This window comes from Streptomyces sp. NBC_01268 (assembly GCF_036240795.1).
Classification (GTDB): Bacteria; Actinomycetota; Actinomycetes; order Streptomycetales; family Streptomycetaceae; genus Streptomyces.
Genome location: NZ_CP108454.1, coordinates 2,488,989 through 2,503,542 on the forward strand (window position 1 = coordinate 2,488,989; position 14,554 = coordinate 2,503,542).

Genomic DNA, 14,554 nt, shown 5'->3' on the forward strand with positions numbered 1-14,554 from the left:
CGGTCCTCCACAGGGGATACGGCCGGGCCGGCCGAAGGGATTGCCCGCGGTCGGACGGACGTCGGACGGACAATGGGACCCAGGCAATCCCTTCGGGGCCGCGGAACGTATCCACGGGTATGCGGCACATGGGCGCTTCCCTCGGGCAGGTACCCGACGAGGCACTGCTCTCCGGTCTGACCACGGGCGACCAGGAGATCGCGGTGGCTTTCGTGCGCCGTTTCCAGCGGACCGTGTTCGGGGTGGCCGTCGCCGTCGTCGGCGATCCCCAGCTGGCCGAGGACATCGCCCAGCAGACCTTCGAGCGGGCCTGGCGGCACGCCCAGGTGTACGACCCGCGGCGCGGCTCGGTGCGGACCTGGCTGACGACGATCGCGCACAACCTGGCGATCGACGCGGTACGGGCCCGGCGGGCCAGCCCCGTGGCCCCGGAGGACCTGGACGCGCTGCTCGGCGCGATGACGGACACGCCCGAGCGGTACGCGGTGGCGGAGGAGGGCTCGGAGCGGGTGCGGCGGGCGGTGGCGACGCTGCCGCGCGAGCAGGCGCGAGCACTGGTGATGGCCGGGATCTACGGGATGACCGCGCGGGAGGTCGCCGCGCGGGAGTCCGTTCCGCTGGGCACCGCCAAGACCCGGATCAGGGCGGGAACGGCGAAGCTGCGGGCGGCCCTGGAGCGGGAGGAGGAGCGGTGAGCGGCGTGGGGTGCGAGCGGCTGCGGGAGCTCGGTGCCGAGCTGGCGCTCGGCGTCCTGCCGGCCCGGGAGCGGGCCGAGGCGGTGGCCCATCTGGACCACTGTCCGGAGTGCCGGGAGCACGTGGAGCAGCTGACGGCGGCCGGCGACGGGCTGCTCGGACTGCTGCCGGAGGCCGAACCGCCGGTCGGCTTCGAGAGCCGGGTGGTGGCGGCGCTGGCTCCGGCCCCGGCGGCACGGCGGCACGGGCGGCGCCGGCTGCGGCTGGCAGCGGCGGCGGTGGCCGCCGCCCTGGCCTGCGGGTTCGGCGGCTGGGCGGTCGGCACGGTGGTCCAGGGCGCGCCGGCGGTCTCGACGGATCCGGGGCGTGCGGCGCGTCCGGGGCTGTTCGAGGCGGCGCTGGTCTCCCCGGCCGGGCACGAGGTCGGCCGGGTCTTCGCGCACCAGGGGGAACCGGGCTGGGTGTACATGTCGGTGGACCTGGAGGGAGCGGGCCGCGGGCCGGTGCGGTGCGTGCTCGACGGGTCCGACGGCGGCTCGGCGGTGCTGGGGTCGTTCGCGCTCAAGGACGGGTACGGCTACTGGGCCGCCCCGGCCCGGGTGGGCCCCGCGGCGCCGGCCGGGGTCCGGCTGCTCGGCGCGGACGGGACCGTGCTGGCGACGGCCGCGTTCCCCGCGAACGGGGCGTGAGGGCCCTGGGGCCGGGCGGTCCGGTGGCCTAGCGGTCCTGGTCCGACGGGCCGCCGCCCTCCCCGCCGCCCTGCTTGTCGTGCCAGCGCGGGTCGGTCTCCCACTCCAGGTTCCGTTCCCGCGCCGTCTCCATGGCGTGGGCCGCCTCCTCCGGGCTGGCGTACGGGCCGAAGCGGTTCTTGGCCGGGCACTCGGGGCCCTCCTCGACCTTCTTGTGCTCCAGGCAGTAGTACCACTCGCCCGGCTTGCCCGCCGTGCGCTTCTTGAACAGGGCCATCGTCGGCTCCTTCCTCTGTCGCCATGCTGCCCCAGACGCGGTCGTTAGACTCGCTGACATGTCTGGCCAGTCGCTTCTCGTACCGGGGGAGCTCTCCCCCCACCGTTCCGTTCCGGGGTCCATCCGCCGCCCCGAGTACGTCGGAAAGCCCGCCCCCACCCCGTACTCCGGGCCCGAGGTGCAGGACTCCGACACGATCGAGCGGATGCGGATCGCCGGCCGCATCGCCGCGCAGGCGATGGAGGAGGCCGCCAAGCACATCGCTCCGGGGGTGACCACGGACGAGCTGGACCGGGTCGCGCACGAGTACATGTGCGACCACGGGGCCTATCCGTCGACGCTCGGCTACCGCGGCTTCCCGAAGTCGCTGTGCTCCTCGGTCAACGAGGTCATCTGCCACGGCATCCCCGACTCGACCGTCCTCCAGGACGGCGACATCGTGAACCTGGACGTGACCGCGTACATCGACGGCGTCCACGGCGACAACAACGCCACCTACCTGTGCGGCGAGGTCGACGAGGAGTCGCGGCTGCTCGTCGAGCGGACCCGCGAGTCCCTGAACCGGGCCATCAAGGCGGTCAGGCCGGGCCGGCAGGTCAACATCATCGGCCGGGTCATCGAGTCGTACGCCAAGCGCTTCGGCTACGGCGTCGTACGCGACTTCACGGGGCACGGCATCAACTCGTCGTTCCATTCCGGGCTGATCATTCCGCACTACGACTCGCCGCACCACACGACGGTCATCCAGCCCGGCATGACGTTCACGATCGAGCCGATGCTGACCCTGGGCACCCACGAGTACGACATGTGGGACGACGGCTGGACCGTGGTGACCAAGGACCGGAAGCGGACGGCGCAGTTCGAGCACACGCTCGTGGTGACGGAGACCGGGGCCGAGATCCTCACGTTGCCCTGACCCGATCGAGGGGTAGTTTTTTACCGACAGGACGTCGGGAACCAGTTGACTTAGGCAAGCCTAACTTGGCAGGATCATCCTGGCCATGATGGTTCCCGACCCCCGACGGTCCCGGAGGCACGCCTTGGACACGCCCTTCTCGACGCTCATCCGCACCGCTTCGCACGAGCAGCACACGGAAGCCGAGTCGTCGACGTTCATGAGCGATCTCCTCGGCGGCCACCTCGCCGTGGACGCGTACGCGCGCTACACGGAGCAGCTGTGGTTCGTCTACCGGGCCTTGGAGGAGGGCGCCGAGGCCCTGAGGGCCGACCCCGTCGCCGGGCCCTTCATACAGCCGGAGCTGTTCCGCACGGCCGCCCTGGAGCAGGACCTCGCCCATCTGCGGGGCGCCGGCTGGCGCGCCGGGCTCACGGCCCTGCCGGCCACCGAGGCGTACGCGGCGCGGGTCGCCGAGTGCGCCCGCGACTGGCCCGCCGGATACGTGGCGCACCACTACACCCGCTACCTGGGCGACCTGTCGGGCGGCCAGATCATCCGCGACAAGGCGGAGCGGACCTGGGGCTTCGCGCGCAAGGGCGACGGCGTGCGGTTCTACGTGTTCGACGCCATCGGCAACCCCGCCGCCTTCAAGCGGTCCTACCGGGAGCTGCTCGACGGGGTGAACGCGGACGACCTGGAGAAGCAGCGGATCGTCGACGAGTGCAAGCGCGCCTTCGACTTCAACGGCGCGGTCTTCCGCGAGCTGGCGGGCGAGTTCCCGCTCAGCGCCGCCTGACGGCGGCGGACAGGGGGCCGGGCACCCCGCCCGGCCCCGCCCTCAGACGGCGAGCGTCCGCTCCAGGCGGACGCGGCCGCCCAGTTCGACGATGCCGTCGGGGCCGGGCGCGGTGAGCAGCTGCGAGCCGCGCCCCTGGGTGATGTTGAGAGCCCGGCCGAGCTCCGCCGTGAGCAGCAGCGCCGCCGCGCCCGTCGCCTCGTCCTCGTCGATGCCGTCACCGCGCCCGGGGAAGGCCCGCGCGCGGATCCGCCCGGCCGCCTCGTCCTCCCAGGCCCAGGCGTAGATCCACTCCCCCGGCTCCGGGATGTCCAGGGCGTCGACCTCGGCGGCCGTGGCGTAACGCTTCAGCGTGCGCGGCGGGGCCCATTCGGCGCGGGCCTCGATCCAGGTGAACTCGCCGTCGCCGCGCACCCACACCTCCCCGGCCGGAGGGCAGATGACCTCCAGGTCCAGCAGCCAGGCCGCGCCCACGAGCGGGTGCCCGGCGAAGGGCAGCCGCAGCCCCGGGGTGTAGATGTCGACGACACCGCGCTCCGGGTCGTCCACGAACACGGTCTCGCTGAAGCCGAGCTCCTTGGCGAGTGCCTGCCGTGACGCCTCGTCGGGGTGGCCGCGCCCGTCCCGTACGACGCCGAGGGCGTTGCCGTGCCGGCCGTCGCCCGCACAGAAGACCCGCAGGACGTCGATGTCAGTGACCGTCGTGTTCATGGCGGAATTGAAGCATCCAGACGCCCGTTCGCGCCGGAGCACCACGAAGGGGCCGCACTCCTGGGGGGTACGGCCCCTTCGCGTCGGGGGAAAGACAGAAACCGGCTGCCCGGCGGCGCACGGCGATCACGACGCCCGCGCCGGTAGCGGCGGCGAGGCCGGCGGCGGCCAGGAGGGGGCCGGTGGGGGTGTCCGCGCCGGCCTTGGTGAGCTTCGCGGGGAGCGCGGCCAGGGTGACGACGCCGTTCCTCGCACGCCAGTAGCCCGTTCTTCTTCTGGCTACTGCGCAGGACCCGTCGCAGGCAAGGTGGTTGGGCATGAACATCCGGACGACCCCGCGGATCCCCGGGCGCCGCACCCGCGCGCTCCCCGTGCCCGTCCCGCCCGGCTCGGCGGTCGCCGAGGCCGTGGGCCTGCGGGTCGCGCGCGGACGGCGCGCGGTGCTGGACGGTGTCGACGTCGCCGTACGGGCCGGGGAGGTGCTGAGCCGGGTCTACCGGCAGCCGGTGGAGGCGTTCCCGCATCCGCGGACCGGCGTCCCCGTCGTGCTACCCGCGAGTAACCACAAATCACGACAATCCACCCCACTTGACCATCCCTTGACCAATCCCTGAGCCTCCCATGAGGCAGCCGTGACCGGGCCGTGTCCGGCACCCCGGTCCTGAGAGCTGAATCACTGGACGGGTGGGTATGGCTGAGGTAAGCCTCGGTTAAGTTAGGTCCGCCTCACCCCGTCCCCAGCGCCGTGTCCCCGAGTGGAGCCCTCATGCGAGCCGTCCGTCTCACCGTCGTCACCGCCGCCGTCACCGCGGCGACTCTGGCCGCCGCCACGGGCTGCACCCAGAAAAGCGACGGGAAGTCGGAGGACGGCGCGGTCCAGGTGATCGCGAAGGACGACTCCTGCGAGGTCTCGAAGAAGGACTTCCCGGCCGGTCACCTCAAGCTGAACGTGGAGAACCGCGGCAGCAAGGTCACCGAGGTCTACGTCCTGTACCCGGACGACCGGATCGTCGCCGAGCGCGAGAACATCGGCCCCGGCACCAAGGCCTCCATCACCGCCGAGATCAAGGCCGGCGACTACGAGATCGCCTGCAAGCCCGGCATGAAGGGCGACGGCATCCGCCAGAAGGTCACCGCGACCGGCGCCGGTGCCGCCGCCGTCAAGCGCTCCCCGGAGATGGACGCCGCCGTCGCCGCCTACCGCCAGTACGTGCAGGCGCAGGCCGACTCCACCCTGCCCAAGGTGAAGACCTTCACCGACGCGGTCCGCGCCGGTGACGTCGAGGCCGCCAAGAAGGCCTACGCCGACTCCCGCATCGGCTGGGAGCGCACCGAGCCGGTCGCCGAGTCCTTCGGCGACATCGACCCCAAGGTCGACGTCCGCGAGGACGGCCTGGAGGCCGGCCAGGACCCGGCGAAGGACTGGACCGGCTGGCACCGCCTGGAGAAGGCGCTGTGGCAGGACAAGAAGATCGGCGACCGCGAGAAGCAGCTCGCCGACCTGCTCGACAAGGACCTGGCCGACTGGCAGAAGCGGGTCGGCAAGGCCGACATCACGCCCACCTCCATGGCCAACGGCGCCAAGGAGCTCCTGGACGAGGTCGCCACCGGCAAGGTCACCGGCGAGGAGGAGCGCTACTCGCACACCGACCTGGTCGACTTCAAGGCCAACGTCGAGGGCGCCCAGAAGTCCTTCGAGCTGCTGAAGCCGGTCGCCTCCAAGAACGACCCCAAGCTGGTCGCCGAGCTCGACGAGCAGTTCGCCGCCCTGAACACGCTGCTCGACAAGTACCGCACGGACAAGACGAGCTACGTCTTCACCTCGTACGAGAAGGTCGGCAAGGAGCAGCGCAAGGAGCTGTCGGACGGCGTCAACGCGCTGGCCGAGCCGCTCTCCAAGCTGGCCGCCGCGGTTGTGAAGTAGAGGGGGACGACCGACATGAGCACGCCTTCGGACGAGAGCGCCACGCAGAGCGCCACGCAGAGCACTGAGCAGGCCGGACAGGACGGCGCCGGGCAGGGCTCCGCGCCCTCCCGTCGCAGCGTCATCGGCTGGGGCGGGGCCGGGCTCGCGCTCGGCGCCGTCGCCGCCGGCACCACCGTCGCCCTGACCCGGGGCGACGGCGACGCCACCGCGCCCGTCGCCGAGAGCGGCGCGGCCGTCCCCTTCCACGGCACGAACCAGGCCGGCATCGCCACCGCCGTCCAGGACCGGCTGCACTTCGCGTCCTTCGACGTGAAGACGAAGGACCGAGCCGAGCTCATCCAGCTCCTGAAGGACTGGACCCGGGCCGCCGAGCGCATGACGGCCGGCCGCGAGGTCGGCGAGGGCGCCTACGGCGGCCTGCCGGAGGCCCCGCCGGACGACACCGGCGAGGCGCTCGGCCTCAAGCCGTCCCGGCTCACCCTCACCATCGGCTTCGGCCCCTCGCTCTTCGACGGGCGCTTCGGCCTCGCGGGCAAGCGGCCCGCGGCCCTGGTGGAGCTGCCCAAGTTCCCCGGCGACAACCTGGACCCGGCCCGCAGCGGTGGCGACCTGTGCGTCCAGGCCTGCGCGGACGACCCGCAGGTCGCCGTGCACGCCATCCGCAACCTGGCCCGCATCGGCTTCGGCAAGGTCGCGGTGCGCTGGTCCCAGCTGGGCTTCGGCAAGACGTCCTCGACGACGCCGGACGCCCAGACCCCGCGCAACCTGTTCGGCTTCAAGGACGGCACCCGCAACATCGCGGGCACCGAGACCGACCGCCTCGCGCAGCACGTGTGGGTGGCCGGCAAGGGTGCCGAGGGCCCGGCGGCCTGGATGGACGGCGGCTCGTACCTGGTCGCCCGCCGGATCCGGATGAACGTCGAGACGTGGGACCGCACGCCGCTGGCCGAGCAGGAGGACATCTTCGGCCGCGACAAGAAGGAGGGCGCGCCGGTCGGCAAGGCCAAGGAGCACGACGCGCCGTTCCTGAAGGCGATGAAGCCGGATTCGCACGTGCGCCTGGCGCACCCCGACTCCAACGGCGGGGCGACGATCCTGCGCCGCGGCTACTCCTTCACCGACGGCACGGACGGCCTGGGCCGCCTGGACGCGGGCCTGTTCTTCCTCGCGTACATGCGGGACGTCCGCACCGGCTTCATCCCGGTGCAGACCTCGCTGTCCCGCAACGACGCGCTCAACGAGTACACGCAGCACGTGGGTTCGGCACTGTTCGCGATCCCGCCGGGCGTCCGTGACAAGGACGACTGGTGGGGCCGGGCGCTGTTCGCCTGAGTCGCGTACAACCCCGTCATCCAAGAAGGGACCGACGTGTTCGGCAACTATCTGATCGGCCTGCGCGAGGGTCTTGAGGCCAGCCTGGTCGTCTGCATCCTCATCGCCTACCTGGTGAAGACCGGACGCAGGGACGCCCTGCGGCCGATCTGGATCGGCATCGGGGTCGCCGTCGCGCTCGCGCTCGCCTTCGGTGCCGGCCTCACGTTCGGCTCGCAGGAGCTGACCTTCGAGGCGCAGGAGCTGCTCGGCGGCTCGCTGTCGATCGTCGCCGTGGTCCTGGTGACCTGGATGGTCTTCTGGATGCGGCGCACCGCGCGGCACCTGAAGACGGAGCTGCACGGCAAGCTGGACGCGGCGCTCCAGATGGGCACGGGCGCGCTGGTCGCGACCGCGTTCCTGGCGGTCGGCCGGGAGGGCCTGGAGACGGCGCTGTTCGTGTGGGCGTCGGTACGGGCCTCCTCGGACGGCACGTACGCGCCGCTGATCGGCGTGGTCCTCGGTCTGCTGACGGCCGTGTTCCTGGGCTGGCTGTTCTACCGGGGCGCGCTGAAGATCAACCTGGCGAAGTTCTTCACCTGGACCGGCGGCATGCTGGTCGTGGTCGCCGCCGGTGTGCTCGCGTACGGCGTGCACGACCTGCAGGAGGCGGACTTCCTCGGCGGCCTGTCGACCAAGGCCTTCGACATCTCCGCGACGATCCCGCCGGACAGCTGGTACGGCACGCTCCTCAAGGGCGTGTTCAACTTCCAGCCCGACCCGACGGTCCTTCAGGTCACGGTGTGGGCCGCTTATCTGATCCCGACGCTCGCCGTGTTCCTGGCCCCGGTAGGGTCGGGTCCGTCCAAGCGGGTGGCGAAGCAGAAGGCGACCGAGACCGATGAGAAGGCTGAGGCGACCGGCGCGGAGGCGACCGGCTGACACGCTCCTCGTGGCGGCGACGGCTCTCGTCCTCGCCCTGACCGCGAGCGGCTGCGTGACGGTGCACGGCGAGCGGGAGCTGACGCCCGCCGCGACGAAGGCCGAGGCCGAGCAGGCCCTCAAGGACTTCACCGACGCCTACAACAAGGCCGACAAGGCGTACGACCCGGCCCTCGACGCGGGCCGGGTCACCGGCCCGATGGGCGAGATCAACCAGGCGGGCCTGACGTCGCGCCAGAAGTCCACCCCGGGCGGCAACCCGGACCACCGGCCGCTGGAGCTGACGGACGCCAGGTTCGCCATCCCCCGCAAGGCCGGCTGGCCGCGCTACTTCGTCGCGGACACCGACTCCAACCGGGACACCGACCAGGGGTCCGGCGACAACCGCTGGCTCCTGGTCTTCGTGCGCGGCGGGGCCCAGCAGCTCTGGGAGGTCGCCTACCTGTCGATCCTGAGCGCCGGCGACGTCCCCGCGTTCCAGAGCGAGGCGGGGTACGCGGTGCCCGTCGGCGCCGGTTCCCAGGGACTCGCGGTCGCGCCGCAGGAGCTCGGCGAGCGGTACGTGTCGTTCCTGAAGGACGGGGCGGCCGGGCAGCAGGGGCCGTTCGCCCCCGGCCCGCACACCACCGAGTGGCGGGCGGCGCGGGAGAAGGACGCCAAGCGGCCCGGGCTCGTCACGCAGTACGTCGACCGGGCCGACAGCACCGGGGACTTCGCGCCGCTGGGACTCGCGACGGAGGACGGCGGGGCGCTGGTCTTCTTCGCCACCCGCTACTTCGAGCGCCAGACGGCGGCGCAGGGCTACCGGCCGAAGGTCGGCAAGGACGTGAAGGCGCTGCTGACCGGCGAGGTCAAGAACACGGTCACCAAGCGGTGGGTGTCCAGCCAGACGGTGCTGGTGAAGCCGGCGGGCACGGAACGCGACGCGGTCGCGGTCGTGGGCCGGCTCCAGGGCGTGACGGCGGCGGAGGGGTCGTAGCCCCTCGGACCGCGGGGCCGCCCGGCGGACGGGCGGCCGGGTCCTCCGCGCCGGCTCAGCGGCTGAGCGGCCAGGCGGTCTCGTGCTCCGCGGACTCCCCCTGCTCGGCCCGCGCGGCCGCGTGGCGGGCGCAGGCGTCGGTGAGGGACTCCAGGAGGTTCAGCGGCTCGGGCAGCGGGTGCTCGGGGCCGCGGACCCAGGCGAGGACCGGCTGGCTGCCCTCGTCACCGGCGAGCCGGGACGGCGGCACGAGCACGTAGCTGCCGCGGCAGTGCCAGCGGAGCCCCGGATGCTCGTCCATGGTCTCGGGGTGGCAGTCCAGCTCGCAGGGCCACCACTCGTCCTCGTCCTCGGGGGTGCCGCGGGTGGCGGTGAAGAAGAGCATGCGGCCGTCTTCGTCGCGGTCCTCGGCGGCGCCGGAGACGGCGACGGGGCCGACCTCGACGCCCTCGGCGAGCAGCCGGTCGAGCGCGGCCTGGCCGGCGGCGAGGGGGACGTCGAGGACGTCGTGGACCATGCCGGTGGCGGTGACGAAGTTCGCCTCGGGCTGGTTGCGGGCCCAGCGCTCGATCTGGGCGCGGTCGGTGGTCGACTGGGTCTGCCAGGCGAAGGAGACGGGGTGCCGGGCGGGGGTGGGACAGCCGATCCGCTCACAGGAACAGCGGTAGCCGACGGGGTACGCGGCGGGGGCCAACGGCATCCCCGCGGCGGCGACGGCCAGGAGCGCGTTCTCGCGGTCGTTCTCGACGTCGGCCGCGCTCCGCTTGGGGCGCCTGCGCAGCCACTGTGCGAGTTTGCTCTCCGTGCCGCGGTAGCGGCCGATGCCGTCGCCCATCTATCCCCTCACACCTCGTGCTCGCCCGTTCGGTCCCACGGGCTCTCCATGGTCCCACCATCCTGCGCCTCGGGTGACCGGAGTCGGGAACCGGGGGGTGGGCCGGTTCTCACGGACGGGCGCCGAGACCGCGCAGGGCGTAGTCGACGAGGGTGTCCGCGTAGGCGTGGGTGAGCGGCTGCGTGCGGTGCAGCCAGCGGTGGTGCAGGGGTCCGACGAGGAGTTCGAGGGCGATGCGGGGGTCGACGGAGGGGTCGACGTCACCGGCGGCCTGGGCGGCCTCGATGCGGCGCACGTACTGCTGGAGCGCGGGTTCCAGGAGCCTGGCGGTGAACTGGGCGCCGAGGTCGGGGTCGACGATGCCCTCGGCGGCGAGCGCGCGGGTGGGGCGGTCGTAGACGGGGTCGTTGAGCTCGTCGACGGTGGCCCGCAGGACCAGCTTGAGGTCGGCGGCGAGGTCGCCGGTGTCGGGGATCTCACTCTCGCCGCTGCCGCCGGCCGCCTCGTTCGCCTGCTCGGCCAGGTCGAGGAAGGCCTCCATGAGGACGGCGGGCTTGGAGTTCACCGGCCACCAGCGGTAGATGGTCTGCTTGCCGACGCCCGCGCGGGAGGCGATGCCCTCGACGGTCGTCCTGGCGTAGCCGTGCTCGGAGACGAGTTCGAGGGCGGCGGCGTAGATGGCGCGGCGGGAGCGCTCGCTGCGGCGGGAGGAGTCGGGCGCCTTGGAGTCGGTCATGCCGCCAACCTAACAGTCAGCGAGACGTCTCGTCTCGCCACCTGCTCTTCATCGGAACCACCCGAACGGTCCACTGCGCGCGGCCCTCGGAAGGCGGACCATGGGCTCAACGCTCAGCGACCGTAGAGGAGCCCTCTTTGCGCCACACTCCGCGCGAGGCCTCGCCCCGCCGTTATCTGATGTGCCCACCCACGCACTTCAAGGTGACCTACTCCATCAACCCCTGGATGGACCCCACGAAGCCGGTCGACCTGCCGGTGGCCCTCGCGCAGTGGGAGGACCTGCGCGACCGCTACCGCGCCCTCGGCCACACCGTGGAGCTGCTCGACCCGGGTCCGGAACTGCCGGACATGGTCTTCGCCGCGAACGGCGCCACCGTGGTGGACGGCCGCGTGCTCGGCGCGCGGTTCGCACACCCGGAGCGCTCGGGCGAGGCGTCCGCGCACCTGGACTGGTTCCGCAGGAACGGTTACCCGGACGCGGACGTTCGGGTGCCGGAGCACGTGAACGAGGGCGAGGGCGACTTCGCCGTCACCGACTCCTGGATCCTGGCCGGCCGGGGCTTCCGCTCCAGCCCGCTCTCGCACGACGAGGCCCAGGAGTTCTTCGGCCGCCCGGTGATCGGCCTGGAGCTGGTGGACCCGCGCTACTACCACCTGGACACCGCGCTGTGCGTCCTGGACGACGCCCGCGACGAGGTCATGTACTTCCCGGACGCCTTCTCCCCCGGCAGCCGCCGCGTCCTGGAGCGCCTCTTCCCCGACGCCCTGATCGCCGGCGCCGAGGACGCCGCAGCGCTCGGCCTGAACGCGGTCAGCGACGGCCGCCACGTGCTGCTCCCGCAGGCGGCGGTGGGACTCTACGGCCCGCTGCGGGAGCGCGGCTTCGAGCCGGTCGGCATGGACCTGGGCGAGCTGCTCAAGGGCGGCGGCAGCGTGAAGTGCTGCACCCAGGAGCTGCGCCCCTAGGGCGTGGCCGACCCGCCCTGGCCGCCCGGACGGACCCGCTCCGTCAGTCCGTCTCCGGCGGCCACGGGTCACCCCAGTCGGCGTCCCGGGCCTCCTTGTACAGGGGCCCGTGGCGCTTGGTGACCGTCTCGCGGGCGAGCCCGTCCGGCCCGCAGAGCTCCAGCAGGACCTGTCCCTTGCGGATCTGCGGGCGACGGGTGATGCGCGAGGTCGTCGGCGTCACCGGGAACCGCGCGGCGGCGACGTACGCGTACTTCTCGTCCTCGTACGGCAGCGAGCCGCCCTTCACCTGCCGGTGCAGGGAGGAGCGGCTGACCCGGGCGGAGAAGTGGCACCAGTCGGTGCCCGGCACGATCGGGCAGGCGCCGCTGTGCGGGCAGGGCGCGGCGACGGTGAAGCCGGCCTCGACGAGGGCGGACCGGGCGGCGATGATCCGCTCGTACCCGTCGGGGGTGCCCGGCTCCACGACGACGACGGCCTGCGCGACGCGGGCGGCCTCGGCGACGAGCGTGGCCCGGTCCTTCTCTGTCAGCTCCTTGAGCACGTACGAGACGGTCACGAGGTCCGTCTCGTCGAGGCGCAGCGCGGTGCCGACGCGCTCGCGCCGCCAGTCGGCGTCGAGGACCCCGGTGGCCAGTTCGCGCCCGAGGGTGAGCGCGGGCTCGGCCCAGTCGAGGACCCGGGTACGGGGCGGGGCCTCGTCCCACAGTTCGGCGACGGCCCAGGTGGCGGCGCCGGTGCCGCCACCGACGTCGGTGTGGGTGGCGGGCACCCAGTCCGGGGCGGCGTCCCGCAGCGCGGCGAGGGCGCCCCGGGCGGCCTCGAAGGTGGCGGGCATGCGGTAGGCGGCGTAGGCGACCACGTCGGACCGGTCGCGCAGCACGGGCGCGTCGGTCGGGGTCGTCCCCCGGTAGTGCGCGATCAGGCGCTCGACGGCCCGGGCGGCCTGCGAGGGCGGCAGCCCGCCGACGACGCCGGCGAGGGCGGCGCGCAGGGACTCGGCGGAGGCGGGGGATCCATTCACCGCACGATTCTAGGCGCCGCCACGGCCCGGGACGCTCCTGGCCAGGACGGCCGTCGTCCGGGCCCGTGCCCTGGGGCCTGTCGTCAAACTCCCGCCTGGCCCGCGGCGCCTGGCACGCGCTCTCGCCGCACCGGGTGAAAGTCCGAGTACGTCCAGTACGAGGGCTTCCACCCGGCACGCCGAGAGCACGCACCAGACGCCGCGGGGCCGCCCTTCGGGCGACGACGGGAGTGTGACGACAGGCCCTAGCGGGACCGGCCGCCGCCCTCCGTCACGGACGGGGCGACCGGGCCCGAGGACGGTGGCGGGGCCGGCCTGGGCGTCGGGTGTTCGACGATGCCCGGCGGGCGGGCGGGCGGCTCCGGAGCCGGACTCGGCACGCCGCCGGGGAGCACCCCCAGCAGGTACGCGGCCGCCACGGCCGCCGCCGCCCCGAGCCCCGCGAAGGCGAGCCGCCGCACCCGGCGCGTCCCCCGGGTACGCCCCCGCGGCGGCTCGTCGCGGCGCAGTTCGCGGGAGGTGACGAGGGCCGCGCGGGCGGCCAGCGCGGCGCGCAGCCGCTCCTCGACCGGGGAGTCGTGGTCCCCGGCGAACGGTGTCTGCGGTCTCATCGGCCCGCCTCCAGCTTCTTCTCCAGCGCGTCGAGCGCCCGGCTCGCGGTGGACTTGACGGTGCCGCACGAGAGCCCCAGCGTCCGCGCGATCTGCGCCTCGGTCAGCTCCGACCAGTAGCGCAGCACGAGCACCTCGCGCTGGCGCCGGGTCAGCTGGGCGAGGGCGTCGAGCACGTGTCGGTGCTCCTCCGCGAGCAGCAGCCCCTCGTCGACCGGTGCTCCCGCGCCCGGGTGCGGCGGGGTGTACGCGCGCGCGGTGCGGCGCCTGCGCAGGACGGAGCGGGCGGCGTTGACCACGGCGGTGTGCAGGTACGCCCCGGGGTCCTCCAGCCCGCCGAGCGAGGTGCCGTGGGTGCGGCACAGCGCGGTGAAGGCGTCCTGGACCACGTCCTCGGCGGTGTGCAGGTCGTCCACCAGGAACAGCGCGAGCCGGACCATGTCGAGTCGACGTGCCCGGTACAGCTCGGTGAGGGTCGGCGGTGGTTCGTGGCCGTGCACCGGCTCGTCCGCGCACGCGGGTCCGACCGCCCGGAGGCGGCGCCCGCGTACCGGCGCCTCGCCGACCGCCCGGGACAGCCGGGCGAGCAGCCGTGGCCATCGGAGGGGCAAGGGGCGGGGGCGGGGGCGGGGGCGGGGGCGGGGGCGGGGGCGGGGGCTGGATATGGCGTACGACACCTGCACGTCCTCGGTCGATCCGTCGCGGGAGGGGTGGGGGACGGGACCGGGCCCGGTCCCGTCCCCCCACCCCGTCGGCGTTGCCGCTCGCGTTACTTCCGGACGCCGGTGCCGGGCGAGATCACCCGGGGCGCGGTGTCGGCCGGGGCGGGTGCGGGCGCGGCGGTGGAGCCGGGCGCCGCGGCCCCCTTGGCCGGGGAGGCGACCTTCGGGGCGGGGGCGGGCGCGGGGGCACCGGGCGTGGACACGGCCGGGGCGGCGTCGGGCGCGGTGGCCGGCGCCGGGGCCGGGGCGGGCTTCGTGCCGGAGTCGGCGAAGGCCTGCGCGGCGAATCCGCCGCCGAGGAGCAGCGCGACACCGGCGACGAGGCCCAGGGCCCGGGGGCGGCGGAGGTTCCGCTTGGAGTGGACGGACATGAGATCTCCCGAGGAAGGGGGACGGAACACGGTCTGGTGGATCCGGCCGACCAGGTGATCAG

At 73.5% G+C, this 14,554-nt stretch carries 18 protein-coding genes; 10 read left to right on the forward strand and 8 right to left on the reverse strand.

The features are described from left to right. Positions 1-119: 119 nt before the first annotated feature. Positions 120-695 (forward strand): RNA polymerase sigma factor, encoded by a 576-nt coding sequence (locus OG309_RS10890; protein ID WP_329420112.1) that lies wholly within the window; start codon positions 120-122, stop codon positions 693-695. Beyond that, positions 692-1,384, forward strand: a complete 693-nt coding sequence (locus OG309_RS10895; protein ID WP_329420113.1) for a hypothetical protein — start codon at positions 692-694, stop codon at positions 1,382-1,384. Before OG309_RS10890 ends, OG309_RS10895 begins: the two co-directional genes overlap by 4 nt. Before the next feature lie 28 nt (positions 1,385-1,412). Here the strand turns inward: OG309_RS10895 and OG309_RS10900 are convergent, their stop codons facing one another. Continuing rightward, positions 1,413-1,661: a hypothetical protein gene (locus OG309_RS10900; protein WP_329420114.1), complete on the reverse strand. Its 249-nt coding sequence runs from the start codon at positions 1,659-1,661 to the stop codon at positions 1,413-1,415. A gap of 58 nt (positions 1,662-1,719) precedes the next feature. On the opposite strand from OG309_RS10900, the gene map reads away from it, so the two are divergent. After that, positions 1,720-2,577, forward strand: coding sequence for a type I methionyl aminopeptidase (map, locus tag OG309_RS10905; RefSeq protein ID WP_329420116.1), 858 nt, complete (start codon positions 1,720-1,722; stop codon positions 2,575-2,577). 88 nt (positions 2,578-2,665) lie between these two features. Next, positions 2,666-3,355, forward strand: coding sequence for a biliverdin-producing heme oxygenase (locus OG309_RS10910; protein ID WP_329428255.1), 690 nt, complete (start codon positions 2,666-2,668; stop codon positions 3,353-3,355). A 42-nt stretch (positions 3,356-3,397) separates the two neighbouring features. On the opposite strand, the gene OG309_RS10915 is transcribed toward OG309_RS10910, so the two are convergent. Continuing rightward, positions 3,398-4,066 carry a PhzF family phenazine biosynthesis protein gene (locus tag OG309_RS10915; RefSeq protein WP_329420118.1) on the reverse strand — a complete coding sequence of 223 codons (669 nt, stop codon included), beginning with the start codon at positions 4,064-4,066 and terminating at the stop codon, positions 3,398-3,400. A gap of 317 nt (positions 4,067-4,383) precedes the next feature. Between OG309_RS10915 and OG309_RS10920 the strand changes: the two genes are divergently transcribed. The 5 genes from OG309_RS10920 (at position 4,384) to OG309_RS10940 (ending at position 9,225) form a co-directional block, all read left to right on the forward strand. Beyond that, positions 4,384-4,680 carry a hypothetical protein gene (locus OG309_RS10920; RefSeq protein ID WP_329428754.1) on the forward strand — a complete coding sequence of 99 codons (297 nt, stop codon included), beginning with the start codon at positions 4,384-4,386 and terminating at the stop codon, positions 4,678-4,680. Positions 4,681-4,832: 152 nt separating this feature from the next. After that, entirely contained in the window at positions 4,833-5,990 is a 1,158-nt protein-coding gene (gene efeO / locus OG309_RS10925; RefSeq protein ID WP_329420120.1) for an iron uptake system protein EfeO, read from the forward strand. A 15-nt stretch (positions 5,991-6,005) separates the two neighbouring features. Beyond that, positions 6,006-7,325, forward strand: a complete 1,320-nt coding sequence (efeB, locus tag OG309_RS10930) for an iron uptake transporter deferrochelatase/peroxidase subunit (protein ID WP_329420122.1) — start codon at positions 6,006-6,008, stop codon at positions 7,323-7,325. 36 nt (positions 7,326-7,361) lie between these two features. Then, complete coding sequence (gene efeU, locus OG309_RS10935; RefSeq protein WP_329420124.1) at positions 7,362-8,246, forward strand: iron uptake transporter permease EfeU; 885 nt, start codon at positions 7,362-7,364, stop codon at positions 8,244-8,246. Then, positions 8,206-9,225 (forward strand): hypothetical protein, encoded by a 1,020-nt coding sequence (locus OG309_RS10940; RefSeq protein ID WP_329420126.1) that lies wholly within the window; start codon positions 8,206-8,208, stop codon positions 9,223-9,225. The genes efeU and OG309_RS10940 overlap by 41 nt, the downstream gene beginning before the upstream one ends. Positions 9,226-9,280: 55 nt before the next feature. On the opposite strand, the gene OG309_RS10945 is transcribed toward OG309_RS10940, so the two are convergent. Beyond that, the gene (locus OG309_RS10945; protein WP_329420128.1) at positions 9,281-10,060 is read right to left on the reverse strand and encodes a bifunctional DNA primase/polymerase; all 780 of its coding nucleotides are present in this window, start codon (positions 10,058-10,060) and stop codon (positions 9,281-9,283) included. A 109-nt stretch (positions 10,061-10,169) separates the two neighbouring features. Next, positions 10,170-10,796 (reverse strand): TetR/AcrR family transcriptional regulator, encoded by a 627-nt coding sequence (locus tag OG309_RS10950; protein WP_329420130.1) that lies wholly within the window; start codon positions 10,794-10,796, stop codon positions 10,170-10,172. Between the two features lie 137 nt (positions 10,797-10,933). On the opposite strand from OG309_RS10950, the gene ddaH reads away from it, so the two are divergent. Further along, complete coding sequence (gene ddaH, locus OG309_RS10955; RefSeq protein ID WP_443067555.1) at positions 10,934-11,764, forward strand: dimethylargininase; 831 nt, start codon at positions 10,934-10,936, stop codon at positions 11,762-11,764. A gap of 43 nt (positions 11,765-11,807) precedes the next feature. Here the strand turns inward: ddaH and OG309_RS10960 are convergent, their stop codons facing one another. From OG309_RS10960 to OG309_RS10975, 4 genes are all read right to left on the reverse strand, one after another. Continuing rightward, positions 11,808-12,788 carry a small ribosomal subunit Rsm22 family protein gene (locus OG309_RS10960; RefSeq protein WP_329420132.1) on the reverse strand — a complete coding sequence of 327 codons (981 nt, stop codon included), beginning with the start codon at positions 12,786-12,788 and terminating at the stop codon, positions 11,808-11,810. 245 nt (positions 12,789-13,033) lie between these two features. After that, the gene (locus tag OG309_RS10965; RefSeq protein ID WP_329420134.1) at positions 13,034-13,399 is read right to left on the reverse strand and encodes a hypothetical protein; all 366 of its coding nucleotides are present in this window, start codon (positions 13,397-13,399) and stop codon (positions 13,034-13,036) included. Further along, entirely contained in the window at positions 13,396-14,010 is a 615-nt protein-coding gene (locus OG309_RS10970) for an RNA polymerase sigma factor (protein WP_443067556.1), read from the reverse strand. Before OG309_RS10970 ends, OG309_RS10965 begins: the two co-directional genes overlap by 4 nt. 158 nt (positions 14,011-14,168) lie before the next feature. Next, on the reverse strand, positions 14,169-14,492 hold the full coding sequence (locus OG309_RS10975; RefSeq protein WP_329420136.1) for a hypothetical protein: 324 nt from the start codon (positions 14,490-14,492) through the stop codon (positions 14,169-14,171). Between the last annotated feature and the right edge of the window lie 62 nt (positions 14,493-14,554).